This is a genomic window from Bacillus sp. R45 (assembly GCF_021729365.1).
In the GTDB taxonomy this organism is placed as follows: domain Bacteria; phylum Bacillota; class Bacilli; order Bacillales; family Bacillaceae; genus Bacillus; species Bacillus velezensis.
The window spans coordinates 3,880,778-3,907,324 of sequence record NZ_CP091421.1 but is presented as its reverse complement, the minus strand read 5'-3'; the positions used below and the strand labels follow the sequence as shown (position 1 = coordinate 3,907,324).

The 26,547-nt window shown below is 42.8% G+C and carries 28 protein-coding genes and 1 pseudogene; 19 read left to right on the top strand and 10 right to left on the bottom strand.

Annotated elements, in window-relative coordinates:
- The first annotated feature begins 21 nt into the window (after positions 1 to 21).
- From rpsR to L3V45_RS19365, 6 genes are all read left to right on the top strand, one after another.
- Positions 22 to 261: a 30S ribosomal protein S18 gene (gene rpsR, locus L3V45_RS19390; protein ID WP_004392983.1), complete on the top strand. Its 240-nt coding sequence runs from the start codon at positions 22 to 24 to the stop codon at positions 259 to 261.
- A gap of 192 nt (positions 262 to 453) precedes the next feature.
- Positions 454 to 1,035, top strand: a complete 582-nt coding sequence (locus L3V45_RS19385) for a bifunctional transcriptional activator/DNA repair enzyme AdaA (RefSeq protein ID WP_004392986.1) — start codon at positions 454 to 456, stop codon at positions 1,033 to 1,035.
- Positions 1,032 to 1,589 (top strand): methylated-DNA--[protein]-cysteine S-methyltransferase, encoded by a 558-nt coding sequence (locus tag L3V45_RS19380; protein ID WP_014306207.1) that lies wholly within the window; start codon positions 1,032 to 1,034, stop codon positions 1,587 to 1,589. Before L3V45_RS19385 ends, L3V45_RS19380 begins: the two co-directional genes overlap by 4 nt.
- On the top strand, positions 1,586 to 2,344 hold the full coding sequence (xth, locus tag L3V45_RS19375; RefSeq protein WP_069473662.1) for an exodeoxyribonuclease III: 759 nt from the start codon (positions 1,586 to 1,588) through the stop codon (positions 2,342 to 2,344). The genes L3V45_RS19380 and xth overlap by 4 nt, the downstream gene beginning before the upstream one ends.
- Positions 2,345 to 2,406: 62 nt before the next feature.
- A complete protein-coding gene (locus L3V45_RS19370; protein ID WP_014306206.1) occupies positions 2,407 to 3,345 on the top strand; it encodes a LacI family DNA-binding transcriptional regulator in 939 nt (312 codons plus the stop codon).
- Between the two features lie 57 nt (positions 3,346 to 3,402).
- The gene (locus L3V45_RS19365) at positions 3,403 to 3,783 is read left to right on the top strand and encodes a VOC family protein (RefSeq protein ID WP_044052737.1); all 381 of its coding nucleotides are present in this window, start codon (positions 3,403 to 3,405) and stop codon (positions 3,781 to 3,783) included.
- 31 nt (positions 3,784 to 3,814) lie between these two features.
- On the opposite strand, the gene L3V45_RS19360 is transcribed toward L3V45_RS19365, so the two are convergent.
- Entirely contained in the window at positions 3,815 to 5,146 is a 1,332-nt protein-coding gene (locus L3V45_RS19360; RefSeq protein ID WP_044052738.1) for an MFS transporter, read from the bottom strand.
- Positions 5,147 to 5,360: 214 nt separating this feature from the next.
- Here L3V45_RS19360 and L3V45_RS19355 point away from each other — a divergent pair, with 214 nt between their 5' ends.
- The gene (locus L3V45_RS19355) at positions 5,361 to 6,257 is read left to right on the top strand and encodes a CPBP family intramembrane glutamic endopeptidase (RefSeq protein ID WP_060658348.1); all 897 of its coding nucleotides are present in this window, start codon (positions 5,361 to 5,363) and stop codon (positions 6,255 to 6,257) included.
- On the opposite strand, the gene L3V45_RS19350 is transcribed toward L3V45_RS19355, so the two are convergent.
- Positions 6,254 to 8,323, bottom strand: coding sequence for a thioredoxin domain-containing protein (locus L3V45_RS19350; protein ID WP_236837210.1), 2,070 nt, complete (start codon positions 8,321 to 8,323; stop codon positions 6,254 to 6,256). The two genes, L3V45_RS19355 and L3V45_RS19350, sit on opposite strands and share 4 nt — an antisense overlap.
- A 277-nt stretch (positions 8,324 to 8,600) precedes the next feature.
- Between L3V45_RS19350 and L3V45_RS19345 the strand changes: the two genes are divergently transcribed.
- Entirely contained in the window at positions 8,601 to 8,984 is a 384-nt protein-coding gene (locus L3V45_RS19345; protein ID WP_014306198.1) for a DMT family transporter, read from the top strand.
- A 39-nt stretch (positions 8,985 to 9,023) separates the two neighbouring features.
- On the opposite strand, the gene L3V45_RS19340 is transcribed toward L3V45_RS19345, so the two are convergent.
- The gene (locus tag L3V45_RS19340; RefSeq protein ID WP_015387417.1) at positions 9,024 to 9,251 is read right to left on the bottom strand and encodes a helix-turn-helix domain-containing protein; all 228 of its coding nucleotides are present in this window, start codon (positions 9,249 to 9,251) and stop codon (positions 9,024 to 9,026) included.
- 317 nt (positions 9,252 to 9,568) lie between these two features.
- Complete coding sequence (locus tag L3V45_RS19335; protein ID WP_004393007.1) at positions 9,569 to 10,072, bottom strand: RrF2 family transcriptional regulator; 504 nt, start codon at positions 10,070 to 10,072, stop codon at positions 9,569 to 9,571.
- A gap of 195 nt (positions 10,073 to 10,267) precedes the next feature.
- Between L3V45_RS19335 and L3V45_RS19330 the strand changes: the two genes are divergently transcribed.
- Positions 10,268 to 10,909, top strand: coding sequence for an FMN-dependent NADH-azoreductase (locus L3V45_RS19330; RefSeq protein ID WP_014306196.1), 642 nt, complete (start codon positions 10,268 to 10,270; stop codon positions 10,907 to 10,909).
- An 879-nt stretch (positions 10,910 to 11,788) separates the two neighbouring features.
- Here L3V45_RS19330 and L3V45_RS19325 read toward each other — a convergent pair.
- The gene (locus L3V45_RS19325; protein ID WP_236837209.1) at positions 11,789 to 12,700 is read right to left on the bottom strand and encodes a DMT family transporter; all 912 of its coding nucleotides are present in this window, start codon (positions 12,698 to 12,700) and stop codon (positions 11,789 to 11,791) included.
- A gap of 135 nt (positions 12,701 to 12,835) precedes the next feature.
- Between L3V45_RS19325 and L3V45_RS19320 the strand changes: the two genes are divergently transcribed.
- Positions 12,836 to 14,284, top strand: coding sequence for an aminotransferase-like domain-containing protein (locus tag L3V45_RS19320; RefSeq protein WP_236837208.1), 1,449 nt, complete (start codon positions 12,836 to 12,838; stop codon positions 14,282 to 14,284).
- Between the two features lie 701 nt (positions 14,285 to 14,985).
- Here the strand turns inward: L3V45_RS19320 and L3V45_RS19315 are convergent.
- On the bottom strand, positions 14,986 to 15,771 hold the full coding sequence (locus L3V45_RS19315) for a 3-hydroxybutyrate dehydrogenase (RefSeq protein WP_015387420.1): 786 nt from the start codon (positions 15,769 to 15,771) through the stop codon (positions 14,986 to 14,988).
- A gap of 118 nt (positions 15,772 to 15,889) precedes the next feature.
- Between L3V45_RS19315 and L3V45_RS19310 the strand changes: the two genes are divergently transcribed.
- Together L3V45_RS19310 and L3V45_RS19305 are read left to right on the top strand one after the other, a co-directional pair.
- Positions 15,890 to 16,786, top strand: coding sequence for a LysR family transcriptional regulator (locus L3V45_RS19310; RefSeq protein ID WP_024086038.1), 897 nt, complete (start codon positions 15,890 to 15,892; stop codon positions 16,784 to 16,786).
- 116 nt (positions 16,787 to 16,902) lie between these two features.
- Positions 16,903 to 17,304, top strand: coding sequence for a carboxymuconolactone decarboxylase family protein (locus L3V45_RS19305; protein WP_164691710.1), 402 nt, complete (start codon positions 16,903 to 16,905; stop codon positions 17,302 to 17,304).
- Between the two features lie 178 nt (positions 17,305 to 17,482).
- Here the strand turns inward: L3V45_RS19305 and L3V45_RS19300 are convergent, their stop codons facing one another.
- Together L3V45_RS19300 and L3V45_RS19295 are read right to left on the bottom strand one after the other, a co-directional pair.
- A complete protein-coding gene (locus L3V45_RS19300) occupies positions 17,483 to 18,349 on the bottom strand; it encodes a DUF1259 domain-containing protein (protein WP_015387422.1) in 867 nt (288 codons plus the stop codon).
- Between the two features lie 133 nt (positions 18,350 to 18,482).
- Positions 18,483 to 18,866: pseudogene (locus tag L3V45_RS19295) on the bottom strand (GNAT family N-acetyltransferase).
- A 120-nt stretch (positions 18,867 to 18,986) separates the two neighbouring features.
- Between L3V45_RS19295 and L3V45_RS19290 the strand changes: the two are divergent.
- From L3V45_RS19290 to L3V45_RS19260, 7 genes are all read left to right on the top strand, one after another.
- Positions 18,987 to 19,439, top strand: coding sequence for a MarR family winged helix-turn-helix transcriptional regulator (locus L3V45_RS19290; protein WP_236837207.1), 453 nt, complete (start codon positions 18,987 to 18,989; stop codon positions 19,437 to 19,439).
- A 182-nt stretch (positions 19,440 to 19,621) separates the two neighbouring features.
- Positions 19,622 to 20,500, top strand: coding sequence for a YitT family protein (locus L3V45_RS19285; RefSeq protein ID WP_048367879.1), 879 nt, complete (start codon positions 19,622 to 19,624; stop codon positions 20,498 to 20,500).
- A gap of 137 nt (positions 20,501 to 20,637) precedes the next feature.
- Entirely contained in the window at positions 20,638 to 21,072 is a 435-nt protein-coding gene (locus tag L3V45_RS19280) for a MarR family winged helix-turn-helix transcriptional regulator (protein WP_004393037.1), read from the top strand.
- A 13-nt stretch (positions 21,073 to 21,085) separates the two neighbouring features.
- The gene (locus L3V45_RS19275; RefSeq protein WP_004393039.1) at positions 21,086 to 21,724 is read left to right on the top strand and encodes a nitroreductase family protein; all 639 of its coding nucleotides are present in this window, start codon (positions 21,086 to 21,088) and stop codon (positions 21,722 to 21,724) included.
- Positions 21,725 to 21,754: 30 nt separating this feature from the next.
- Positions 21,755 to 22,123: a DUF1304 domain-containing protein gene (locus L3V45_RS19270; RefSeq protein WP_004393040.1), complete on the top strand. Its 369-nt coding sequence runs from the start codon at positions 21,755 to 21,757 to the stop codon at positions 22,121 to 22,123.
- A gap of 260 nt (positions 22,124 to 22,383) precedes the next feature.
- The gene (locus L3V45_RS19265; protein WP_024086037.1) at positions 22,384 to 23,601 is read left to right on the top strand and encodes an MFS transporter; all 1,218 of its coding nucleotides are present in this window, start codon (positions 22,384 to 22,386) and stop codon (positions 23,599 to 23,601) included.
- A 50-nt stretch (positions 23,602 to 23,651) separates the two neighbouring features.
- Positions 23,652 to 24,161, top strand: a complete 510-nt coding sequence (locus L3V45_RS19260) for a DinB family protein (RefSeq protein WP_004393042.1) — start codon at positions 23,652 to 23,654, stop codon at positions 24,159 to 24,161.
- A 77-nt stretch (positions 24,162 to 24,238) separates the two neighbouring features.
- Here L3V45_RS19260 and L3V45_RS19255 read toward each other — a convergent pair whose 3' ends face one another.
- Both L3V45_RS19255 and L3V45_RS19250 read right to left on the bottom strand, forming a co-directional pair.
- Positions 24,239 to 24,901 (bottom strand): GntR family transcriptional regulator, encoded by a 663-nt coding sequence (locus L3V45_RS19255; RefSeq protein WP_004393043.1) that lies wholly within the window; start codon positions 24,899 to 24,901, stop codon positions 24,239 to 24,241.
- 79 nt (positions 24,902 to 24,980) lie between these two features.
- The gene (locus L3V45_RS19250) at positions 24,981 to 26,540 is read right to left on the bottom strand and encodes a glycoside hydrolase family 32 protein (RefSeq protein ID WP_088412346.1); all 1,560 of its coding nucleotides are present in this window, start codon (positions 26,538 to 26,540) and stop codon (positions 24,981 to 24,983) included.
- Between the last annotated feature and the right edge of the window lie 7 nt (positions 26,541 to 26,547).

The following is a 26,547-nucleotide window of genomic DNA, read 5'->3' as shown; positions in this document are numbered from 1 at the left end:
CGAGAAAGGTGGGAAATGACAATGGCAGGAGGACGCAGAGGCGGTCGTGCGAAACGCCGTAAGGTTTGTTACTTCACTTCTAACGGCATTACGCACATCGATTACAAAGATGTAGATCTTCTTAGAAAGTTTGTTTCTGAGCGTGGTAAAATCTTACCTCGCCGTGTAACTGGAACAAACGCGAAATACCAACGTAAATTGACTATCGCGATCAAACGCGCACGTCAAATGGCTTTACTTCCATACGTAACTGGCGAGTAAGCCGAAAGAAAAGAGCAAGAGCCTGCGGGCTCCTGCTCTTTTTTTATATCAGTCCTCCTCCATCCTGCCGAAATGTTTCACATGAAACATGGAAGTGCTCCTGACATCTATCTTTGTTATCTTGCTCCTCTATTCAAATACGCGTACTTATGCAATGAATTTGTTTATACTGAAGAACAGGGGGTGGCTGAGATGGAGACAGACAGAAATATCCTGACTGATGAAAAGTGGAGCGCAATCATATGCAATGATGCTTCTTATGACGGGGCATTTTATTATGCAGTAAAAACGACGGGGATTTTCTGCCGGCCTTCTTGTAAATCGAGAATTCCGAATAAAGAAAACGTGCTGGTGTTTGATACGGCTGATGCAGCGATTGATAAACATTTTCGTCCCTGTAAAAGGTGCCGGCCGAACGGTCTTCGTCTTCCTGATGAAGAATGGATTGCTCAAATCATTGAGTACATTGAACGCCATTATCACGAATCTCTGACTCTGAGTGTACTGGCCGAAATGTGTCACGGCAGCCCTTATCATTTACAGCGGACATTTAAAAAAATCAGGGGAATATCCCCGATTGAGTATATACAGAACATAAGATTGGCGAAGGCGGAACACCTTTTAAAGCATACTGATATGACAGTCATGGAGATTGCTCTGACGGTCGGAATTCCAAACACAGCGCATTTTGCCACTCTTTTTAAAAAGAGAACCGGGAATTCGCCCACAGAATACCGAAAAACTGCCGGAATGGGACAGGGAGGTTCAATATGAGTAAAGAGACAATGGTCTATTGGACACTTTTCACACGGAATGATTGGAGCCTGTATACAGCCGCCACATCTAAAGGGCTTTGCTTTATAGGTTCAAATCATGGAAGCTTTGAAGAGCTTGAGCAGTGGGCAAAAAAATCACTGCCGCAATACCGATTGGCACGTGATGATGAGAAGCTGGCGTCTTACACGGCAGAGCTGTCCGAGTACATCGAAAATGGCAGATCAGCTTTTTCAGTGCCGGTGGATCTTTACGGGACAGAATTTCAGCTTGCTGTATGGAAAGCGCTTATGGACATACCGTACGGCGAGACATACTCCTATTCGGATATAGCAAAAATGATTCAGAAACCGGCAGCCGTAAGAGCCGTGGGCGCCGCAATCGGGAAAAATCCGGTATTGATTACAGTTCCGTGCCATCGCGTCATCGGAAAAAACGGAAAACTGACCGGATTCAGAGGCGGTTTAGAAATGAAAAAGCAGCTGCTGGCATTAGAGGGCGGAAACATTGAAACACTGGAATGCCGGCTGAGCCGGACAGGGGGGAACACATGAAACTGATTTCTTGGAATGTAAACGGCTTACGTGCCGTGATGAAAAAGATAGATATCAATACTTACGTTCAGGAAACGAAAGCCGATATTTTATGTCTGCAAGAAACGAAAGTACAGGACGGACAAGTATCATTACAGCTTGAAGGGTATCATGACTATTGGAACTATGCGGTGAAAAAAGGCTACTCAGGCACGGCTGTTTTTTCGAAAGAAAAGCCGCTTCACGTGTTTTATGGATTGGGAATTGACGATCATGATCAAGAAGGACGGGTGATCACACTTGAATTTGAGAACCTGTTCGTCGTCAACTGTTATACGCCGAATGCCAAACGCGGATTAGAGCGAATTGATTACCGTCTTCAATGGGAAGCCGATTTTAAGGAGTATCTGCAGAAGCTTGACCGGAAGAAGCCCATGATATTATGCGGCGATCTGAATGTCGCACACAGGGAGATAGATTTAAAAAATCCGAAAGCCAACCGGAAGAACGCCGGTTTCTCGGATCAGGAGCGGGAAGCGTTCAGCGCCCTGCTGAACACCGGATTTACCGACTCATTCCGCTATTTATATCCTGATCGGGAAGGCGCCTATTCCTGGTGGTCTTACAGGACGAACGCACGTGAGAAAAACATCGGCTGGAGGCTTGATTACGTCATTGTTTCAGACAGACTGAAGCCGCGGATCAGCGAAGCGGCCATTTACGCCGATATCATGGGTTCTGACCATTGCCCTGTTGAAATGACAGTGGATTTATGATGAGATAGCAGTAAGAGAAATCCACTCTTGCTGCTTTTTTATCACCAAAAATGGAGGAGCACATGGCAAATATAAAAGAGATTGCGAAACTGGCGAATGTGTCGGTGGCTACCGTATCACGCGTATTAAACCGACACCCGTACGTATCTGAGGAGAAAAGGCGTCTTGTGAATCAAGTGATGAAGGAGCTGGATTATACCCCTAATCGAACCGCCATTGATCTGATTCGAGGAAAGACCAATACAATCGGCGTGATTTTGCCGTACAGCGACCATCCCTGCTTTGACAAAATTGTAAACGGTATCACGAAGGAAGCGTTTGCCCATGATTACGTGACAACCCTTCTCCCCACCAACTATGACCCCGCTATAGAGATGACCTATTTCGAACTGCTGAAAATGAAAAAGATTGACGGACTGATTGTCACGTCCCGCGCGAATGAATGGGAAACCGCTGTGCCTTATCTGGAGTACGGTCCCATTGTCGCTTGTGAATATACGCAGCATCAAGAGATTCCCTGCGCTTATAATGACAGGCAGGCAGCTTACAGAGAAAGCTTTTTGTATTTGAAAAACCGCGGACATCAAGACGTTGCTTTTACATGTGTGCGGGAAGCGGAAAAAAGCCCGAGTACGGCCGACAAGGTAACCGCATATAAGGCGGTTTTCGGCTCTCTTGATGAAACCCGCATTCTGATCGGATGCCATGATATGGACGACGGAAAGCGGGCAGGTGAACACTTCTGGGGTTTCGACAAGGCGCCGACGGCCATCTATGCGCACAGTGATGACGTGGCTGCCGGCTTGTACCAGTTTGCGAAAGAACAGAAATGGGATGCGGAGATCATCGGCGAGGGAAACCTGAGCGTCAGCCGGGCATTGAATATCCCATCTCTGGAACTTCATTTGGAACGGGTCGGAAGGGAAGCATTTTTGCTGTTTTTGCACGGAGAAACGGCTAAAAAACAAATTATGCATCAATTTCAGCGGAAAAAGTCTTGAGCTGAAATGGGTTTCATGCTTTATAACTAGATTGAGAAAAAAAAAGGAGGCGGACATATGCGAATTGAACATGCGGCCATATGGGTGAAAGATTTAGAACGGATGAAAGAATTTTATGAGAAATACTTCGGCGCCAAGGCCAATGACCTTTATTATAATGAGAAAAAAGATTTCAAATCGTATTTTCTTTCGTTTGACTCCGGATGCAGGCTGGAACTTATGAAAAAAGGCGGCATTGATGAAGCTCCGTCACAGAATATGACCGGATGGGCGCATCTCGCATTTTCTACAGGCAGCAAGGAGCGGGTGAATGAATTGACGGAGACGTTTAAAAACGACGGATTTCAGGTTGTAAGCGGCCCGCGCGTGACGGGTGACGGATATTATGAGAGCGTGATAGAGGATGGGGAAGGCAATTTGATAGAAATCACAGTGTAACAGTGCGGGGGAACCCGCACTGTTTTATTGATTAAATTTGCTGAGCGTTAGTTTTCGGACCGAAGAGAATTAACAAAACGGAACATAGAAGCCAGCAGCCGCCGATGAACAAAAAGACGCTGATGTAGCCGAGCTTAACGGCAATAAATCCGACGAGCAGGGAGCCGAATATATTGGAAAAACGGCCGAGCCCGTATGCCAGCCCGCTCCCGGCCGAGCGATATTCCGTAGGATACGGCTCCGATGTATATGCGTATAAGTTTGAGGTGAAAACCCGTTCCGTGACGTTGACGACAAATCCAAACACAATAATCATGACGGGAATAAACGTCATGCCGTATAACAGTCCGGCAATGGCAGTCAGAAAAGCGCTTGCGGCCAGAATCCATTTTCTTTGGAACGTCTCGGATATCATGGAACCGAGCAATGCGCCAAGCGGTGCGCCGACAGAGTGAAGCACATTGTACCACAGCGTTTTTTCCATGGTGATGCCGTTGCTTTTCAGCAGGCTGGGCACCCATGAAGCAAAGCCGTAAAAGCCAAAGGTTTCAAGAATCCATACCGCTGACAGGATGATGGTGATCTTTAAATTCCTGCCCTGAAACAGCCCTAAGTAGCCTGCGTGCTTCACTGTATGTACTTCTGCCGCCTCTTTTGGCGCGGGAAGCGGGCCTTTTTCTTTCTCTATACGTGCTTCAAGACGGTTCATAATGGCGTTTGCCTGATCATATGCGCCCCGATTTTCGTGCCAGCGCGGCGATTCCTCAAGCCGGCGGATAAAAAAGAAATAAATGAGACCGGCCGCCCCCCATACGAATACGAGCCGCCACCCCCATGAGCCTAAAGGAATGACAAAAGCGGAAACAACGTTTGTGACGGGAACGCCGATCAGTCCGATCATGGCGCAAAAGGAGATGTATTTTCCTCGTACGGATGATGGAAAAAATTCCGCCAAATAGCTGTTCGTCACAATCATGGCGGCCGCGACGCCGAGCCCGGTCAAGAAGCGGAAAATCATTAAGGACGGAATGTCCCATGCCAGCGCATTCAGAAAAGATGAGATCGAAAAGACAAGGACAAAACAATTCAGCGCTTTTTTCCTGCCGATCCGATCGGACAGTCTTCCGCCGATGGAGGCGCCTAAAAACATGCCCAGGAAGGATGCGGCTGTGACGTCGGCAATGACGGACAGCTTCACGCCCCAATGCTCAATCAGCGCCGGAGCCACGTTGCTGAGCGTAAACAGATCAGCGAGATCGAAAAAATAGATGATTCCGAGAGCGGTTAATACTTGATAGTGCACACGCGAAATGGGGAGACGGTCTAATCGGTTCGCTACATTTGAGAATGTCTGATGTTTCATAAAAAACCCCCTGACTTAGCAATTGTAATCAGAAAATACTGTAAATTTATCTGACGAATACATTATAAAGGTCTTTTTTTGGCAAAAACAGAGTGTAAATAACCAGAGCCAAAGGAAACGGCATAGCGCTTTCTTCTTAAAATATATAACATTTCCTATATCTGTTTCTGTTTATATTGTAAAATGTTGAAGGAAAGGAAGTTGATGCATAAATATGAATACATTTGTACGGCCCGCAGAGGGAAGAAATAGTGTATCGAAATATCTTCTTTCTCTGTTGCTCATTGTGGGTTTGTTCTTTTTCGGAAGCATACTGACCGTGTTTTATATGTTTCTCACGTCCGCTTTCAATCCTTCACTGACGATAAATTGGGATGAGGCGGCATTAAGTGACCCGCTGGCGGATATTTATTTACAGCATATCGTCTATTTCATAGCGATTCCGGGCATTTGGATAGCGGTTCGTTTCATTATGAAGCGGCGGTTTTTATCCATCATTACACCGAATCAGTCGCTGAACTGGAAGAGAATTTTCTTTGGATTCGGCACATATGTTGTGCTGATGTTTGTCGCGGGGCTGATTGATTTTTTAATTCATCCGGATCGTTTCACGCTTCAGGAATTCCATGCTTCACGTTTTCTGCTGCTGTTAGCGGCGGCCGTCTTGTTGGTGCCGATTCAAACCTCTGCGGAGGAATTTCTCTTTCGCGGTTTTCTGCTTCAGTTTGCCGGAAAATTGACGGCAAACGCGGTGGTTCTGACGGTCATTATCGGCGGATTATTCGGCGCACTTCATTTCGGAAATCCGGAGATGGAAAATGGAGCTCTCTGGGCGGGAATCGGATATGTTACCATCGGCATGATCTGGACCTTTATCACGATTAAAACGGGCAGTCTGGAGATGTCCCTTGGCGGTCACGCTGCCAATAATATGTTTTTATTTATCTTTCTCACAGAGGATCATTCGGTATACGGCGGCATTCCGTCGATATTTACAACAGCAGCCGGCGGCTATGAAATATACGATTGCATATCGACTCTGGTGATCAACATCATCTTCGCATGGCTCGCATTCCGTTTTGTGAAAAAAGAAAAGCAGCAGGCCGCCTAGGCTCTGCTGCTGATTTGTAAGGTGTTCATCGCTTCATCAATATCCGTCGTCGGCCTCCGGCAGGCGAAATTCTCACAAATGTAGACCGTTGTCTTCCCATCGATCATTTGATAACCCGCGGCAAAGTCAGAAATGCCGGCAAGCTCATCCGGATGTTCTGCGGCGAGAATCGTATAGGCGGGAGTGAAATGCTCCTGAAGCGCCTCAATGAAACGTTTTCTGTCCGGGTCATCTTTCCTTCCGAACACAACGATTTCTTTTTGGGGCATTGTGTGTGCCAGTACGCTTTGCATGAAGAAAGCGCTGCTGCTCGGATAGGCCTCTATTTCCCGTTTGAACACGGAAAACATCGCTTCGGCTTTTTCAATCAGTGATACATCACCCGTCAGGCGACCGAGGCGAAGCAGCTGTACGGCAGCCGCGCTGTTTCCGGAAGGCACGGCTCCGTCATAAACTTCTTTTTCCCTGACAAGAAGAGTCTCGGCGTCATTCCCCGTAAAGAAAAAACCTCCGTGCCGTTCATCCCAGAACAGCTCCAGCATGCTTGTACATAACGTTTTCGCTTTCTGCAGATAAGACGGATGAAAACCCGCTTCATACAATTCAAGGTAAGCCCAGATGAGAAAAGCGTAATCATCGATAAACCCTTTGTTTTTCACTTCGCCCTCGCGGTATCGGACCATGACGCGCCCGTCCGGCATGAGGTGACGTTCGAGAAAGCGGATCGCTGTTTCCGCCATGCTGAGAAAGTCAGGCTCGTGAAATACCTTTGCGGCTTTTGCCAGCCCGGCAATCATGAGCGCGTTCCATGAGGTCAGCACTTTGTCATCTGTATGCGGATAGCTTCTGTTTTCACGCGCTTCCAGCAATTTTGTTCTTGCCTCTTCAAGGCGTTCGGCCAGCTCATGTCCGGTGAGGCCGGTCTCTTCGAGGATGGCCTCACGCCGCGTGAAAATGAGGTGCGGGATGTTTTCGCCTTCAAAATTGCCTTGATCTGTGATGTTATACACCTTGCAATAAAGCGGGCCGAGTTCATCACCGAGAAGATTCATGATTTCTTTTTTGGACCATATGTAATATTTCCCCTCACGGCCTTCGGTATCAGCATCTAAAGCTGAGAAAAAGCTGCCGTCTTCATGCATCATTTCCCGCTGAATAAACGTTACGATCTGCATCGCAATCTGTTTGTAGCGCTCATTACCCGTGACTTGATAGGCTTCCGTATAGGCAGTCAGGAGAAGGGCGTTGTCATACAGCATTTTCTCAAAATGCGGCACGAGCCATTCATTATCAGTCGAGTAGCGGGCGAATCCGAACCCGATGTGATCAAAAATTCCGCCGTTCGCCATGCCGTCGAGTGTCTTGGTTACGCCGGCCAAAGCCTGTTCCTTGCCCGTATAGCTGTAGTAGCGAAGCAGAAACATGAGCATATGCGGCATCGGAAATTTCGGAGCCTGGCCGAACCCGCCGTACACCGTGTCAAACCCGCCGGCCAGCTGGCGATACGTGTCATGAACCGCCTGTTCGCCAAGCATGCCCTCAGCCGGGTGAACCTTGACTTCAAGATGAGCGGCGGCGTTTTCGGCGATATCCTCGACATGCTGCCGGTCATTCGCAAACGTTTCGGACAGATGTTCAAGCACATCAATAAAGCCCGGACGGTTAAATTTGCTCGTCTTCGGAAAATATGTCCCCGCATAAAACGGCTTCTGATCTGGTGTGACGAACACGTTCAGCGGCCACCCGCCCTGCCCCGTCATCAGCTGGCAGATTCTCATATACACGGAATCCACATCAGGCCGCTCCTCACGATCAACCTTGATGGCTATGAATTTATCGTTTAACATACCGGCGATCTCTTCGTCCTCAAAGGACTCGTGAGCCATTACATGGCACCAATGACAAGTCGAATAGCCGATGCTGACAAGAACCGGCTTGTTTTCGCGTTTTGCTTTTTCGAAGGCTTCTTCTCCCCAAGGGTGCCAGTTTACGGGGTTGTGGGCGTGTTGGAGCAGATAGGGGGACTTCTCCGTGATTAAACTGTTGGGTTTATTATTGTTTGGCATGGGCTCACCTTCTTTCACTTTTAAATTGGTTGCTATTTTTACTTTACCATAATGGAGTTTAGTTTATACCTTATTAGATTAACTAGACTAGATTTTATCTACTCGTCTAAGGAACACCAGTCATTTTGCGCACAATTTTTTTGCAAAATAAAGACTTATAAACATTTGCTGTTTCTTGTAAAGTTGTAACTAATAAAGAAATAATGAAACAAACCTATAGAGGTTTAGTACAAATTTATAAGACGTTGATTATTTATACAGGAGGAGAGAATTAACATTGGCATATTTATATTTATTGCTCGCAATTTTTGGTGAACTTATTGGTTCCTCTATGCTCAAGGCCGCAGAAGGCTTCACGAAACTTTACCCTACTATTGGTGCAATTATTGCTTTTATAGGTTCCTTTTTCTTCTTATCACTTGCAATGAAGTCCATACCTTTGAATACCGCCTATGCAGTTTGGTCTGGTGTAGGGACTATTGCTACTACAATAATTTCGATTTTGATTTGGAAAGAAAAAATTAACATTGCCAGTGTTACTGGGATTGTTTTGATACTTGTAGGAGTTGTAATATTAAATCTTTTTGGACCTGGTCATGGTGAAGCACATAGTGTTGAAAACGCAAGCGCAACAACAAACAATGAAAAAATAATTGAGTAGTGAACTGTTTGATAGTGAAGTCTATAAAACCTCACTTTTTTATTTATAGTCATATAATATTTGAATGTCATCATCTTTCATGAAAAGTAAAGTCTCTTCGTTTTTAAGTTGTTCAATTGCTTCATTGACTGTTTGATCCAATTTAGATTTGGGTCTGTCCTTTTCTTCTCTACCGACCAAAAAATCAGTGGATACATCATATAAATCAGCGAGTTTCTTTAATGTCTCCGGATCGGGCGATCTATAATCCCTTTCGTAATTAGACAATGTCTACCCTGTTAATCCAATTTTCTCTGCTGTCACGTCTTGATTAGAGTAACCGGATTTTTTTCGAGCTCATTTTAATCTTTGGCCTAATGTCATTTGTTATCATCCATTCCACAAAGAGTTGATTAATTATTATAATATCAGCAATTGCTGACCCTTTCATAAAGTAGAACAAAAAGGCGAACATTAACCTTTGACTCTCCGAATCGGAGTGTTAAACTTAATCTGTAGTTTTATTCATTTTGTTGTCTCGTCCATACTTTCGTAAAAATTCTCCGAAGGCATCTTGAAGCACAAAAAAGCTCTGACTAATTAATTTAGTCAGAGCTTTTTTTTATGAAGTATTCCCGAGTATCTGTCCTTGTTTTTTTAGGCAATACTACGTCCAATTCTTTATTTAACCATGCGAGCGTTTTATTACGAAGATAATTACGCATCTGTTCTTCTGCTTCAAGCATTACCAAGTTAATTGTACAAGAAGAATTGCTGGATTCACAAGAGTTGCATTTGTCTCGATAAAGTAGACCATTGCTTACAATATTTTTACATTGAAAAATGGGTTTTGGTCCTTCAACAGCCTCTATTACATCCCAAAAGGAAATATCCTCCGGGGATTTTGCTAACCTATATCCTCCCTTTACACCAGGGACAGAATTTACAATACCAGCTTTAGATAATTTACCGAAAACTTTTGAAAGAAATGTTTCTGAAAGTCCTTGGAACTCTGCAAGGTCCCGAATCCCGACACTTTCCTTGGAGGGAACATCTATTAAATAAACCAGACAATGTAAAGCATATTCAACCCCAACACTGTACTGCATATAAACTCACCTGCTTTTGATTTTAAGGTTTATCACATTGTATCTTAGGAGTATTTTTGATGATAGTCAATCTTAAAACCCTTCTTCAGATACTATTTGTTCCGTTTGACAAAATAAAATACAAGGTTTATATTAGTGACCAAGTTAATCGTCGATTAATATAGTCTTTAATATAAAATAAAAGGAGAGTTTCAAATGAGCAAAACACTTATCATTAACGCACATCCAAAAGTAGATGATACATCATCATACAGTTTACGGGTAATGAACCACTTTTTAGAGGCTTACAAAGAATTAATTCCAGAGAGTGAAGAGCTTGAGCAAATTAACTTATATAGTGATGATGTGCCTATGATTGATAAAACAGTTTTAAGTGCATGGGATAAGGCAGGAAAAGGCGAAGAACTGACAAGCGATGAACAAAAAGTAACAGGACGCATGACAGAAGTATTGAAACAATTCAAAAGTGCAAAAACGTATGTCATTGTTTTGCCTTTGCATAATTTCAATATTCCATCAAAATTAAAAGACTATATGGACAATATTATGATCGCACGTGAAACATTTAAATATACTGACACTGGGTCAGTAGGTCTGCTTAAAGATGGACGAAGAATGCTTGTCATACAAGCTAGCGGATCAATTTATACAAATGATGACTGGTATGAAGAAGTTGAATACTCAAATAAATATCTGAAATCAATGTTCAATTTCCTCGGTATTGAGGATTATCAAATTATCCGAGTGCAAGGAACAGCTTTACTGAGTCCGGAGGATGTTTTACAAAAAGCAAATAAAGAAGTTGAAGAAGCTGCTTCAAGATTGGCAGGTAAATAAGGTATAGCATGAAGATCATTGTTGCTTGGTCGGTCCCTTCTTCCTAAATTAATACAAAACGGCTATCCAGTATTTGCATTGACCCGAGGTAACCGGTCGAACACGTTCCTCAAAAGAATAGGGGTAACTCCTGTAAAAGCAGATGCAATGGATCGAGATGCTGTTCTTAATGCTTTTAGGAAAATTTAACCTGAGGTTGTTGTCCATCAGTTTACCTCTTTAACAGGTTACAATCTTGAAGAAAAAGCGAGAATCAGAATTATAGGTGCGCGAAATACTGTTGATGCGTGTCATGAAATTGGAGTGAAGAGGATAATTGCTCAAAGTCTTTCTTTTGCTTATGAACCCGGATTAATACCTGCCAATGAGGACGTCCCTTTAGATCTCGACGCACCGAATCCAAGGAAAATAAATGTAATTGGAGTGGCATCATTAGAATCAGCAGTTGCTGAATTACCCGATTTAGTAAACAACATTAAAACATTGCAAGAAAATGGGTTGAACAATATCTCATTTGAAGAAAATCATGACACGTTAGAGCATCTTTCCAGCGTGTTTTTTTATTTGTGAAAATGAAAAACCTGTCAAGAAACAAAAGACATACAATAATCGCAATAAAAACGAAAAGAATAATTTAATCAATAGACACTTTGTACCTTTTTACATTTTAACTTTGTCAATAAATGTTCAATCTGCCATGTAAATTTTCAAAATTCTTTACGGGAGTGGGGGAATTTGCTTGCAACAAGTTTTCTTGAACAAAGGTAACGCCCACAACCCCGTAAACTGGCACCCTTGGGGAGAAGAAGCCTTCGAAACCCAAGTATTAAAAAGGAGAACTGCTTATGACTCTATTTTCAGGGTTAAATGTCATCTGCTTTATTGCTTTTTAGATAAGAAATAAGGATTTAAAATCTTTATCTTTTTATTTACTGTTAGATAGGTGAAACACACCCCGGCGACTGTAACCATCCCGCCTGTCAGTGCAATAAACGCAGGTACTTCACCTAACCACACCCAAGAAATGGCCAAGGCTACGGCTGGTGTTAAATAAAGTGAAATGGCTGCTTCTGAAGCACCGACGAGTGAAGTGACGTATGCAAGTGCAAAGTAAGGCACAACCGTTGGTAATAAACCTAAGTAAACGATAGACAATGTTGAGTTCATTGAAGCGTTCAAAAACTCTTCCCCTAAGCCAGGCAGAAATACAAGCATAGGTATTGTCCCGCCCCAAATAGTGAATGTAACGAATGGAATAAATCCATATTTTTTTATATAGCGGGCTTGAAAAACGAAATAAATACTCTCCGAAAAAGCTGCCAGCAGGATTAACAAAATGCCGTTCACTGAATTTGTATAGTTTCCTGCCCCAAATGAAATGATCGATACACCCAATAAACTTATGATAGAGCCGACCCATTTATAAAAACCGAAATGTTCACCAAAAAACAGACGGGATAACATTGCAGAAAAAATAGGTGTCATGGTCACGAGTAAGCTCGCAACTCCTGCACTGACTGTTTTTTCTCCGATATTCAGCAAAATGTGATATAGTGCAAAACCTAAAAACCCTAACGATAAAATAGCGGGGATATCCTTCATGTCAGGCAAACGCATATGAGTCAAAACAGCAAAAACCAACAATGCCATTGACCCAATCAACAAGCGAAACAAAGCAAGGTGTTCCGGCGTGTAACTCTCAAGACCCGCGCGAATTCCCGGGAAAGCTGATGCCCACAATCCAATCATCAGACTGTAAGATATGCCGATTCGAACTGTTTTCTTTCTCATCTTTCTCACTCCTCTTTACAAAAACCAACCAGTTATTTAATGTTTTTCTATATTAATAAAGATTTGATGAGATGACTTCAACCAGTTAAATAGATTTTGACCCAACCACTTTAGTTTTTAAGGAGGACCCTTTTAATGAGCGCTCCAGAAGAAAAAAAGATGAGAAAGCTTCCTAAGTACATACAAATCATTCAATTTATAAAAGAGAAAATAGGAAATGGAGAATGGCCGATCGGAAGTAAGATTCCAAGCCAGCGCACGCTTGCCAAACACTTTGAGGTGAACAGGAGCACAGTCATTACAGCTTTAGAGGAATTGACGGCGGATGGATTAATCGAAGGCAGAATGGGCAAAGGGACAGTTGTTACGAACAATACATGGACACTTTTGGCTAAGAATTCCCCTCCCGATTGGGATCAGTATGTAACCTCCGGAATTCAGCAGCCAAGCCAAAAAATCGTTCAAGAGATCAATAAATCAGAATCAAATTCTGATCTTATACAGCTCAGTAAAGGAGAACTTTCACATGAGATTTTTCCTTTAGCTGTTATGAAAGAGATCATGGGAAAGGTATCTCAAAACATAGAGGCATTCGGATATGAGGAACCAAAAGGATATTTGCCTTTGAGAGAGGCATTAAGCGGCTATTTAAGAACAATCGGCATTCAAGCTTCTCCTTCTTCCATTCTTATTGTTTCTGGAGCGCTGCAAGCCTTACAGCTTATATCAATGGGGCTTTTACAAAGGGGATCGACCGTATTTCTCGATCAGCCTTCCTATCTTTATTCATTACACGTCTTTCAATCAGCCGGGATGAAGCTGACTGGAGTTCCTATGGATCATGATGGACTTTTGCCGGAACATATCCGCATGGCAAGGGGGGAACGGGGGAGGGCTATCTTATATACAAATCCTTGTTTTCAAAACCCGACAGGTATTTTAATGTCAAAAAAGAGACGAGAAGAAATCCTTGCGGCAAGTGAGAATACACAGCTTCCCATTATTGAAGATGACATTTATCGTGAGTTATGGATAGATGAGATTCCCCCGGATCCTATTAAAACAATAGATAAAAATGGGCATGTGCTTTACATAGGCAGTTTATCGAAAACATTAAGTCCGGGCTTGAGGATTGGCTGGATCGTCGGGCCGGAACCAGTGATTGAACGTTTATCCGACATAAAAATGCAAACAGATTACGGCTCCAGTTCGTTATCCCAGAGAGTAGCGGCAGAGTGGTTTATATCCGGTGAATACCAACAGCATCTAGAACAGGTGAGAAGTCAATTAAAGGTGAGAAGAGAATTGGCCTTGAGTGTTTTAGAAACTCATTTGAAAGATGTGGCGACATGGAATATCCCAAAGGGAGGATTCTTTGTCTGGGTAAAAATATTGCCTTCCATATCCATGAAATTACTTTATACCAAAGCCTTATCAAAAGGGATTCTGCTCAATCTCGGCAGTATCTATGCTGAGGAAAAAGGGAATTATATTCGCTTATCATATGCTTATGCATCTCTTGAAGACCTTCAAAAGGGAATTTATGAATTGGGTTTGATGATTAAGGAATTGGCAAGCAGATAAATTTATCATGATTACTTTAATAGAAAGAGACATGACACCAATGACACGCGGATTGTTCGCTGACTACGGTTGGGGTGCTGGTTAAAAAATACTTAGGAGAACTTGATATTCAAAGAGCTGTAAGAGAGAGATTATCTTTAAAACCGTCACTAGCAGAAGTCTTCAAAATTATTTAAGTTAATATACCGGTCTTTATTGAGATTTGTTTTAAATATGCATTTGAAGGTCAAGTTTCTTTATGATGACTAAGAACTAAGAATTACACTACTTTATAACCGTAATTTATTAATGGAATATTTCCCGAAAAACTTTGATTTTTAATTGCAGATTGATATAACAGCCAACCATTGAAGATAAATTGAAACAGAATAGTATTAATTCTAAAAAGTGCGGGCGCATTATGGGGAGAGGGGAATCTTACACACTTATCTGCAGCTTCACCGACATACTTTGTGAAAGCCCCAACAGCTTCTTCGCATTCTGCAAGACAACAACTATTCCGTTGCTTTTTAACATTTTCACATTACAGGATTCAGGATAAAAAAGCCGCCAACAGGGCGGCTTTTCTTAAGTTAATATACCAAATATATATCAAACTTCAATCTGTATAGCTATGTCTTTCCTAAAAAACCATCGGCTTGGTTCTTGAAGAGTAAATCATTTAATCCAAAGCACTATTACTCCTGCAGATGAAATTTAGATTATTGGGCTGTATAGCCGCCATCCATTACGACCGCCTGCCCTGTAACTCCTTTAGCTTTGTCACTGGCGAGGAATACTGCGTAATCAGCGATTTCTTGCACGGCTAACAAACGTTTTTGAGGAACCAAGGGGTAAATGACTTCTTCAAACACCTTTTCTATAGAAATGCCTCTAGTCTCTGCAATATCTTGTAACTGGTTTTGTACCAATGGAGTGTCGATATATCCCGGACACAAGGCATTGACAGTAATTCCGTATTCCGCTCCTTCTAATGCTGATACTTTAGTTAAACCGATCAAACCGTGTTTAGCGCTGCAATAAGCTGCTTTCCCTGCAAAACCAATTAAACCATTTATGGAAGCCATATTGATGATGCGGCCAAATTTTTGTTTTTTCATCAAAGGGAACGCTCTTTTTGTCGCACCAAAAGGAGCAGTAAGCATTAATTTCAGCATAAATTCAAATTTATCAGTCGGGAAGTTTTCTATATCGGACACATGCTGAATCCCCGCATTGTTTACCAGAATATCCAATCGCCCAAAGGTTTCAAGTGTCTTAGAGAAACTTTTTTCAACTTGTTCTTCGTTTGTTACATCACAAACCGCAGGCAGGACTTCATATCCTTGTCCCTTAAGTTCCTCAGCTGCATGATGCACGGCTTTTTCGTTCAAATCGGAAATTACCACTTTTGCGCCTTCTTTAGCGAATTCACGTGCAATTTCTAAACCAATTCCGCTAGCCGCGCCTGTCACAAGAGCAACTTTACTTTCTAATAATTTACTCATAGTAACCCCTCCAGGAAACATTTTGGCCTCCTAAAAGTTTACACCCGGCAGTTGTATAAGTAAAATGAATAAAAAGAATATAATGTATTCGTTAAACTTATGGAATGGAGAACATACGATGGATATACGTCAAATCACATACTTTCTTGAAGTTGCTAAATCCAACAGTTTTACTAAGGCATCAGAAAATCTGCATTTGTCACAGCCTGCCTTAAGTAAGATGGTTAAAAGTTTGGAAGAGGAATTAAAGGTTGAGCTCATTGATCGATCCGCTAGACAAATCGCTTTGACAGATGCGGGCGAAATTGTATTTGAGCAAGGCCAAATGATTATGAAGTCATTAGATGACTTGTCGACGAACTTATACGATCTTTTGCATTTAAAAAAAGGAAAAGTGAAAATTGGAATACCGCCGCTGATCGGTGTCTTGTTTTTTCCTAAAATCATTAGAGGGTTTAAACAATTGTATCCTGATGTGAACATCAAGCTGATAGAACATGGAGGAAACAAGGTGAAACAGGAGGTTGAAGATGGAGTACTGGATCTTGGCGTGGTTATTGAACCAGTGGACAAAGAGCAGTTTGATATCATTCCATTGCTTAATGAAGAACTGATGCTCTTCGTTCATTCCGCTCACCCGCTTGTTCATAAAGAGATTGTGGAAATGCAAGACTTGAAAAATGAACCTTTCATCCTGTTTAGTGAAGACTTTTCTCTTCACGATCGGATTATTCAGGAGTGTATTAGAGCCGGTTTTCGTCCAAATATTGTTTATGAAAGTTCTCAATGGGATTTTATCAGCGAAATGATTGGAGAAGAACTAGGTATTTCCATTTTCCCTCAGTCGATAGTGAAAAAGACTGATCAAAGTTTAGTTAAGGCAATCTCCATTGTCAATCCATCCATTCCTTGGAAAGTGGCGATTATTTTAAAAAAAGGAAAATACGTTTCACACGCAGTACGCGAATTTATCCGGTATATTTCATCTTTTTGTAAGAGTAATTACGTAGACTAAGATCACTCATGAAAAAAATGAATGGTTTTTATAGTTTTTATGTATTTTACGGTTAGAGAGGGCTGCGATATATTATCTTATGTCAGGAAATAAGTACCTTTCAGGAGGAATTTCAAATGGATCAAAGCCGTTACCAGCAAGGTTTAGACAAATTAATGGAGTACACTTTAACAAGCGATGATAAAATCTCTACGCATTTAAAGATTTCTGAAGACTTGAAAGATATCGCTCCAGATGTAAGTAAGTACATTATAGAATTTGCTTACGGAGATATATATTCACGACTGGGATTAACCAATCAACAACGTGCGCTTGTTACCATTTCATCCCTTGTAACGCAAGGAACCGAGCCGCAGCTTGAACTTCATATCAATACAGGGCTTACATCCGGATTAACACCGACTGAGATTGTAGAGAGTATCACCCAATTGGTTCCTTATACAGGCTTCCCGCGTGTACTTAATGCTCTTTCAGTGGCTAAGAAGGTGTTTGCACAGCGGCATGTAGAAAGCCATTGAGAAATAAAGAGCTTGTATGGAATGCGGGATGAAGTAGTATAAACTCATCAATAGAATATACACAAAACGACAGCCTATAAGGCTGTTTTTTAACACAAATGTCTGACCTCTTTTTTGTTTTCGGCTGATCATATGTAAAAGCGATTATATGAATCGCTTTTACATACTTAGAAACATGCTAACCTTCGACCTCTTTATCAGTAAGCACTTTTAAAGCATTTCTTACTTTTAAGGCGAAGTTGACAGGTTTATCAATCGCTTCGAAATGAATATACATCAGTCTCGGTTTATCAAACAGCCAGTGATTGTGTAGAGACGTTACAATCAGATCATGTTTCCGAAGAGCGCTGATAAATGGATTGATTTCTTTTTGCAGAATTACAGTTTCTCCGCTGCAAAGAGCACGGCCGTCTTTTGTCATTGATTCAAATGAAAACATTTGCGGAATGAGCAAAAATGATCTTCCGGGCCGTCCCAGTACAACCGGTTTTATATTCGTTCGTGATCTCATTACTGTACAAATTCCATTTTCAAACGTATGCATGGTTCCGCCCAGAATATCGTTGAATTCGTCACAAAGACCATGCCGTTCAATCATTTCCCCATCAGTTTTTGGTACCGCACGCACAGTTTTAGTAGTCAGAACTCTTAGGGCCTCTCTTACTTTTCTTGCAAAATTGAGAGGTTTGTCAATTGATTCAAAATGCATAAACATCAGACGCGGTTTATCAAACAGCCAATGGTTATGAACGGCAGTTACGATGATACCGAATTTGCGCAGTTCACTCATTAATGGGTTCACTTCTTCTTGCAGTAAAACAGTCTCACCTAAACATAAGGCTCTGCCTTCCGAGTCCATGCTCTCAAATGAAAAGGCCTGAGGAATAAAAGGAAATGCCTCGGCTCTTCTTCCGAGTACCACCGGGTGAATGTTGCTTCGAAATCTTGTCGCCGTACATACGCCATTTACGACACTGGGCGTTGAATTGAGAATTCTTGCAAATTCTTTGCAGAGTCGTGATGGCTCCATACTCGTTTCTTCCACTTCATATCTCCTCCTGAAATCAATTTAAACGTACTTAATAGTAAAGATATGTGAAGATAGAAAAAATGTAACGCGACAGGAGTCCATAATAGAGAGAATCAGCTTTTTTCACCATCTCTTCAACTGTTAATTATTAATAGATTTTAATCGGACTATTTAAGATGTGATAAAAGCCTTCCGCATGTGTTTGTCCATTCAGTTTACATTGGGTGATGCCTTTTTCTTTTACCATGTTTTCTCATTCGCTTATGATTACTTTGCCCAACCCGTATTTGCGGTAAGGCTTCAGGATGCAGATTCGTTCGAGCTTGCCTGTTTGGTTTACGATGCGGATCCGTCCTGTGCCGGCAGGCTGATTCTCATGATAAACCAAGACATGCCCGCACTGTTCCCCAAGCGTATCGAACTGATCAAATTCATCGGATTCAGGTACTTGCTGTTCCTCAATGAATACTGCTTTTCTCATCTCAAGCGCTGCTTGCAAATCAATTTCCGTTGTTATTCTTTTTATCCTCATGATCAACCAATCCTTTTCACATATTAGTCTGGACTGCACGGCTTGCTTGTGGTCTTATAGAAGTAACGACAAAACATTTATATTGCAAGTGCAACAAAAACATGAAGGGTTTGAAGAGATATGACTGATATTTTGCGTGAAATCGGCATGATCGCACGGGCATTGGATTCCATCAGCAATATTGAATTTAAAGAATTAGACTTAACAAAAGGGCAGTATCTCTATCTTATGCGTATATGTGAAAACCCGGGAGTGATACAGGAAAAACTGGCGGAAATGATTAAAGTTGACCGAACAACAGCGGCGAGAGCGATCAAAAAACTGGAAATACAAGGATTTGTTGAAAAGCGTCCTGATGATCAAAATAAAAAAATAAAAAAACTGTTCCCGACCGAAAAAGGGAGAAAGGTTTATCCGTTATTGCAAAGAGAAGGAGAGCACTCTGCGGAAGTAGCCCTGTCCGGCTTTACGTCTGAGGAAAAAGAAACCATTTTCAGTCTTCTTCAGCGGGTGAGAAAAAATATAGAGCATGATTGGGAATATGTGAAGAAGGGAAACAAAAGAGACTATTAATGGATGATAATTCCTTTTACTGAATGATTGCGTTGTGAATGATTAAAGTCATAAATGGATACGTTATCTGTGAAATCTCCTTCCTCGGTTCCTGCTTCAACTAGCCGATAGGCTTATTTTTAACGAAAAGTATCAATTATGGTATATTTAAATAAGACAAAATAATTGAAGCGGGGAATGATATGAGTACAATCGAAAAACAAAGACGTAAGAAATTCAGAGCCAAATCAATCGTACGGGCCATCATGGTCATCATCGGCGGAATGATTGCCGCGTATGGACTGGAAACCGTACTGATTCCGAATAGTGTATCTGACGGCGGTGTAACCGGGCTCAGCATTGTCGGTTCACAGCTCTTTCATTTGCCTCTTGGGATCTTGATTGCGGTGATCAATATACCGTTTGTCTGGTTAGGATATAAGCAAATCGGGAAAGGTTTTGCGTTTCTATCAATTATCGGTATTGTCTCACTTGCCGCGGGCACGAGTTTTTTCCACCACACGCCGGCTATCATTGAGGGAGATACCCTGTTAATCACCGTTGTCGGCGGGATTATTCTCGGCTTGGGAATGGGATTGGCATTGCGCAACGGCGGCGCCTTAGATGGAATTGATATGCTGGCTGTGCTTCTGTCACGGAAATTGCCGTTTGGCACGAGCGATCTCATTTTATTTTTAAACATTTTTGTGTTTATTTTTGTTTCTTTTGTATTCGGGCTGCAAGGCGCATTGCTTTCCGTCATTGCTTACTACATCGCATCCAAGGTGATCCATGTGGTTGAGGAAGGCTTAAGCGGTTCTAAAACATTTCAGATTATCACCAACGAGCCTGCATTAATGGTAGAGACCATTCGTGAAGAATTGGGCCGGAGCGCTACGTATAAAGAAGCATACGGCGGTTTTTCTCATGAAAAATTCAAAGAAATCACATGTGTCATCAACCGTTTGGAAGAAACCAAACTGAAGGAAATTATTAATGACATTGATAATCAAGCCTTTGTGACGGTATATGATGTCGCTGAAGTAAAAGGCAGTAATTTCAGAAAAATCCATAATCATTAAGAAGGAGCTGCCGTTCACCGGCAGCTTTTTTTAAAAAAGGAGAAAACACTTGCAAAAAAAGAATAACGGATGTATATTATTGATATATCAAACATTGACTAGTCAATTAATTGCGCAAAAGAAAGTAGGGATGGGTTTTGACAGCATGTTGTTCAGAGGAAGGCGAGATTTTGTATCAGCTCCAATCACTGCACAAAGTGATCGGCACGAAGTTTGAAGCGTGCACCGGAATCAGCCAATCCCGCCTTGAGCTTCTCGCCGTGCTTTTTTACGTCGATGAGATCAGCCAAAGCGATCTTCAGAAAAAGGTGAATATTGACGGCGCAGCTGTGACAAGACACTTGAAACAGCTTGAAGCCAAAGAAATGGTCACAAGAAGGCGGAAGCCCGAGGACAACCGAATTATACTTGTCCGGCTTACTGATCAGGGGCGGGAGAGAATTGAGGCTTCCAAAAAGGAGAAGGAGCGTTTCATAAAGGAAATGCTTGCCGGTGTCAGCGAGGAAGAACGCAGTATGTTAAAAAACGTATTGTCGCAGATGCAGAATAATATAGAAAATATGAAAGCATAGGAGTGTATTACACATGAAAACAGAACTGAAAACAAACGATTTTATGGACATTATGAAAGGCCGCCGTTCCATTCGGAATTACGATCCGGCTGTAAAAATCAGCAAAGAAGAAATGACTCAAATATTGGAAGAAGCAACGACAGCGCCGTCTTCAGTTAACGCGCAGCCATGGCGTTTCCTCGTCATTGACAGCCCTGAAGGAAAAGAAAAACTCGCGCCGCTTGCCAGCTTTAACCAAACACAGGTCAGCACATCATCTGCGGTGATCGCGGTTTTCGCAGATATGAACAGTGATGACTATTTAGAAGAAATTTATTCAAAAGCGGTCGAGCTGGGCTACATGCCGCAGGAAGTAAAAGACAGACAAATCGCTGCGTTGACGGCGCATTTTGAAAAACTGCCGGAGCAAGTGAACCGTGAAACGATTCTGATCGACGGAGGTCTTGTTTCCATGCAGCTGATGCTTACGGCACGTGCGCACGGCTATGATACAAACCCGATCGGCGGCTATGATAAAGAAAAGATTGCCGAGGTTTTCGGAATGGATAAAGAGCGTTATGTACCGGTCATGCTGTTATCAATCGGAAAAGCGGCAGACGAAGGATATGCTTCCTACCGTCTTCCTATCGAAACAATCGCACAATGGAAATAAGGTTGAAGTGAAGCTGAGAGGAGAGGGACAGTGGACATAATTGCGGCTGTTTTCGTCGGAATTGTAGCTTTAGAACATATATTTATCATGATACTTGAAATGTTTTTTATCAATTCGAAGGCTGCCAAGCGGTCTTTCAAATTGCCGAAGCATTTAGAAGGTGATCGGAATGTGGCGGTCATGTTTGCAAATCAAGGTCTGTATAATGGATTTCTGGCTGCCGGCCTCATTTGGGGACTGATCCTCGGAGCTGATCCGATTGGCCATATGATTCAAATGTTTTTCGTCATCTGTGTGGTCATTGCGGCCATTTTCGGAGGCTTTACTTCAAACAAATCAATTATCGTAAAACAAGGACTTCCGGCTGTTTTAGCGCTTATTTTTCTTTTATTGGCGTAGCAGACGGAGTGAGTGAGGGTTTCCGGAAAGGAAGCCCTCTTTTTTTATTCTGTTTTGAAAATCATTTCTTATATACATCACTATAGATTGGGGATGTCAAATCAGCTGTTACTCCTTCTTAATTGTTATTTGCTGAAAGTCTTCTTTCTGCTAATAAAGCCTAATAGATGGAGTGGATTCCATGTCAATCTGTTTTTTTAAAAAAAGCTGATCGGCAAATATGGTATGATTTACATAATCAGGGAGTGGGGTTGCAGAGGATGAATATGAAGAGAGCGTATTACGCTATTTTATACAGCCAGACCGCTATCAACTTGGGGTTTTCACTTTATACGATGGCCGTCATCTTGTTTTTGTTTACAAAAACCGGTTCGACGGCGATGGCCTCTCTTATGACGCTCGTCAGCATTGTATGCCGCGTATTGGGCAGCGCCGTTTTGCCGCTGGTCACCGGTCGGTTCACGCTTCGTTCTTTGTTAATCAGTTCTCAATTGATACAGATCACACTGTTAGTCTGTTTGTTTTTTGTCATCCAAACCGGTTCATCCGCATTCTTTTTTCTGCTGTTTTGTCTGATCGGAGGCATTTCTTTTTGCAACGGATGGTTTGCTCCGATAAAAAGCGCGCTGATTGGGGAAATCATTCCTCCTGATCGAAGGGCGAAAGCGAACAGTTTATTATCGGCGGCGGATCAGACCGTTCAGTTTGCGGGGTGGTCTCTGGGCGGCGTCATCATAGCGTTCCTGGGAGAGAGCGATACAATGATCGTCACTGTCATGTTATTGGTTTCTTCGGTGTTGGGCATCATTCTGTTTCTTCAAGTACGCATGTGTGCGCCGGCAGCAGTCAGGGAACGTTCCCTTTTTGCAGATGCGGCAAGCGGCTGGGTGTATTTATTTCAGCAAAAACAGCTCAAGGTTCTCATTGTGATGGATGTGATCGAATCGTGGGCAGGCATGATATGGATCGGGTCTGTGTCCTTAACTTATGTGCATGACGTCCTTCATAAAGGAGAGGCTTGGTGGGGGTATGTCAACGGAGTCTATTATGCAGGGACGATGATCGGCGGACTGATCATCTATAAGTTATCCGGTAAGCTTCAGCATCATCTCATTCCGCTTATGCTGACGGGAGCCTTGGCATATGGAATGTTCACGTTTATTTACGGGCTGATCACAAGCGCCGTTACGGCCCTTTTTCTGGTGCTGTGTATGGGGCCGGCTTGTGTATTACGAGATCTCACGCAGGAAACATTACTTCAAAATATCACGACCGAAAAGACACGGGTCAATATATTAGCGGCGAGATCAGCTTTAGTTCAGTTCATTTTTATGTTTTCCATTATCGGAACGGGGATTATCTCGGATGTATTCGGCGTGCGGTTTATTTATATTGGCGCAGGCCTTCTCTTATTAATTTCGGCTTTTATCGGATTTTCTCAGCTGCGAATGAAGAAAATGGTACAGAGCGGCATGTAGTGTAGTATAATTAGGAACGTACGTTCTATATCGAGAGAGGAGAGGGTAATGTGGGACATCTGGCACTGCAATTGTATGATTATCATCTTTGGGCAAATCAGCAAATATTCACCCGGCTTAAAGAGCTTCCGGAGGATGTGTACCGTAAGGAGATTCAAAGTGTCTTTCCGTCGATAGCCGGTGTATTGACTCATGTGTATCTGTCGGATAAGGGGTGGTTTGATGTGTTCTCCGGAGAGCGTCTGGAGGATACGCTGAAATCAGCTGAACAGCAAAAAGAGGACATCTTGTCTAAAGAGATAGAAGAGCTGGAAGATCTATTTTTGGAATTATCAGACCGATATCGACTATTTTTGCAAAAGGAGGAAAATATCAGTCTCCCCCTTGAAATAGAGCATCCGTCAGGTGACATCATGAAAACCGCAGCGGCCGATATGATCCTCCATGTTGTGAACCACGGAACGTATCACCGCGGGAATATAACAGCCATGCTCAGACAGATGGGGTATGCTTCTGTGCCGACGGATTACGGTATTTATTTATATATAAACAAAAAGTAAACAAGACAGCCAACGCGGCTGTCTTGTGATATCCGTAAAAGAGCCAAATCATATGAGTGATTTGGCTTTTTCGTTTGCTATGCCATGTTTTGCAGCCGTTCTAAACTGTTTTTCCAATTCGCTTCAAGCGCTGTAAAAGCAGCGGCGGCATCTTGCTGTTCTAATGCGTGAATGATATCAGAGTGTTCATTATATGATCTGTTTAAAGCGCCGCTTTCACTGAAATAGCGGATTTCCAGTCTCTGAATTTTGACTTTCAGGCTTACAAGCAATTTGTGAAGTTCAGCGTTGTCCGCAAGCAGAATGATGTGATGGTGAAATGCATTATCCGCTTCCAGAACGGCCATTTTATCGCCGTCTTTCATCGTTTGAAGAAGATTTTCATTCAGCTGTTTCAATTCTTGAATCACGGCATCGTCCATACGCGGGAGGGCTTGCTGCAATGCGAGTTTCTCAAGCGTCCAGACGATGGAATACAAGTTTTCCGCTTCTTTTAACTCAATCGGAGCGACAAGCGTCCATCTGTTCGCTTTTGTTATCACCAAGCCGTCATCTTCCAGCCGCAATAAGGCTTCCCGTATCGGGGTGCGGCTGATTCCCAATGTTTCCGACAAATCCTTGTCCTTTAACTTTGTTTCCGGTTTGAGCTTGCCCGTTATGATCCAGTTTCTGAGTGTGCGATACACTTCGTCCCGCATGATGGTTCTTTTCAGCACAGGTTCTTTGTTTTGATTATCCAATGGAACACCTCATGAATCGTAGTATACATATTTGCATTTTACCACAGTCCGGGCGCCGGTTAGAAATGAAGAGGGACGTCTAAGAATGAATCGAACCGAGATGCTTCATCTCAATATGCTGAAAGTCAGCGGAGCCGCCTTCAGAAAAGAGCGTGATTCCCTGATCTTCGTGTTTTGGGAACACTTCATTTGTCAAAACGGTTTTTCCGTCGTCTGCAAATACTTCAATACTGGTTTTATCCACGAGAATTTTCAGATGGACGCGCCCTTTGTTTCCGTCAAATGGAGCTTTGCTTTCGACGTATGCGCCGGTTTTATCAGGCTGGTCTGTAAACGATCTGTTCACATAGGCACAGCCGTCTTCTGCTGAAATACCGACATCAATATGCCGGCTTTGGTCTGCTGATTCTCTGAGTCTGACGCCTGCATTTTTGATATCTGACCAAGCGATATCCATATCAAGCTGATATGTATCACCTTTGATCGGCAGTGTCTCTGAACCGTTCACCTGTTTGTGTTCTATGCTGTCAGTTGAAGAAGTTAATTGGTTCAATGCTTCAACCGGCTCTGACACAAGGCTGTATGTGCCGCCGTCCTGCTGCTGAAGACGGATTTCACGGACGATAGAATCCGTGCCGTTAAAGCCGTTTTTTAGTGTCGGTGTTTCATTCGGATAATCCCAATTGTTCATCCATGCCAGCGCATAGCGTTTTGTCAGCGGATCTTCGCTATTACCGTCTTCAAATGTGACGCCGCCGTACCAGTCAAAGCCGTAATCAAGCCATTGCGGTTCTTCTTGATCGGCGGTAAATTCCTTCCCGTCAAAGTTTCCGGTCCAATACGCGTACGTATTCGGTTTGCCTGCGGGTTTGCCGTTTGCGCTTGCGCCCAGAACCCACTTGGCTGTGCCGTCATCTGCACGCATCATATAAAGGTCGGGGCATTCGATGAGGCCGATCTGCTGAGTGATAAAACCGCCCGTGTATTTCCAATTTTTTAAATCGGGTGATTCATAAAAACCGATTTTTTCTCCTTCGGCCATGGCCATCACCCATTTGTCATCCTGTTCATCCCAGATCACTTTCGGGTCCCGGAAATCCTTAGTTCCCGGGTTTTTCATAACGGGCTGATCACTATAGGAAGTAAACGTTTTTCCTTTATCCGTGCTGTACCATAAATATTGTTCCTGGGCTTTTGTTTTGGCTGTCGGCTGCGTTGTGACGGCGACCAGCGCGTTTTTGCCGAAGCCCGCGGTGTTGTGTTTATCAATGACGACAGAACCGGACCAGATATCGCCGTTTTCGTTGGTGTATTTCGGAATAGCCGTGCCTTCGTCCGTCCAGTGCACCAAGTCCTCTGATACGGCGTGCCGCCATTCTGTGCCGTTGCCGTTCGGGTAATCCCGATTATAAAGATAGTAGTAATGATATTTCCCCTCGAAAAAAATGGGCTTTTGAGGGTCGTTTTTCCATTTGTCCGGAGTCGTAAAATGATACGCCGCCCGGTAATCCTTCTTATGCTCCGTGTTGTTTGTGTCAGAGGAATTGTGGTTTTTGTTCGGCAGTAAGCCGACAAACAGGAACGCACCCAAAAAGATCAATATTACAACGGGCCATTTTCGTGCCATGATTGAATTCACCATCTTA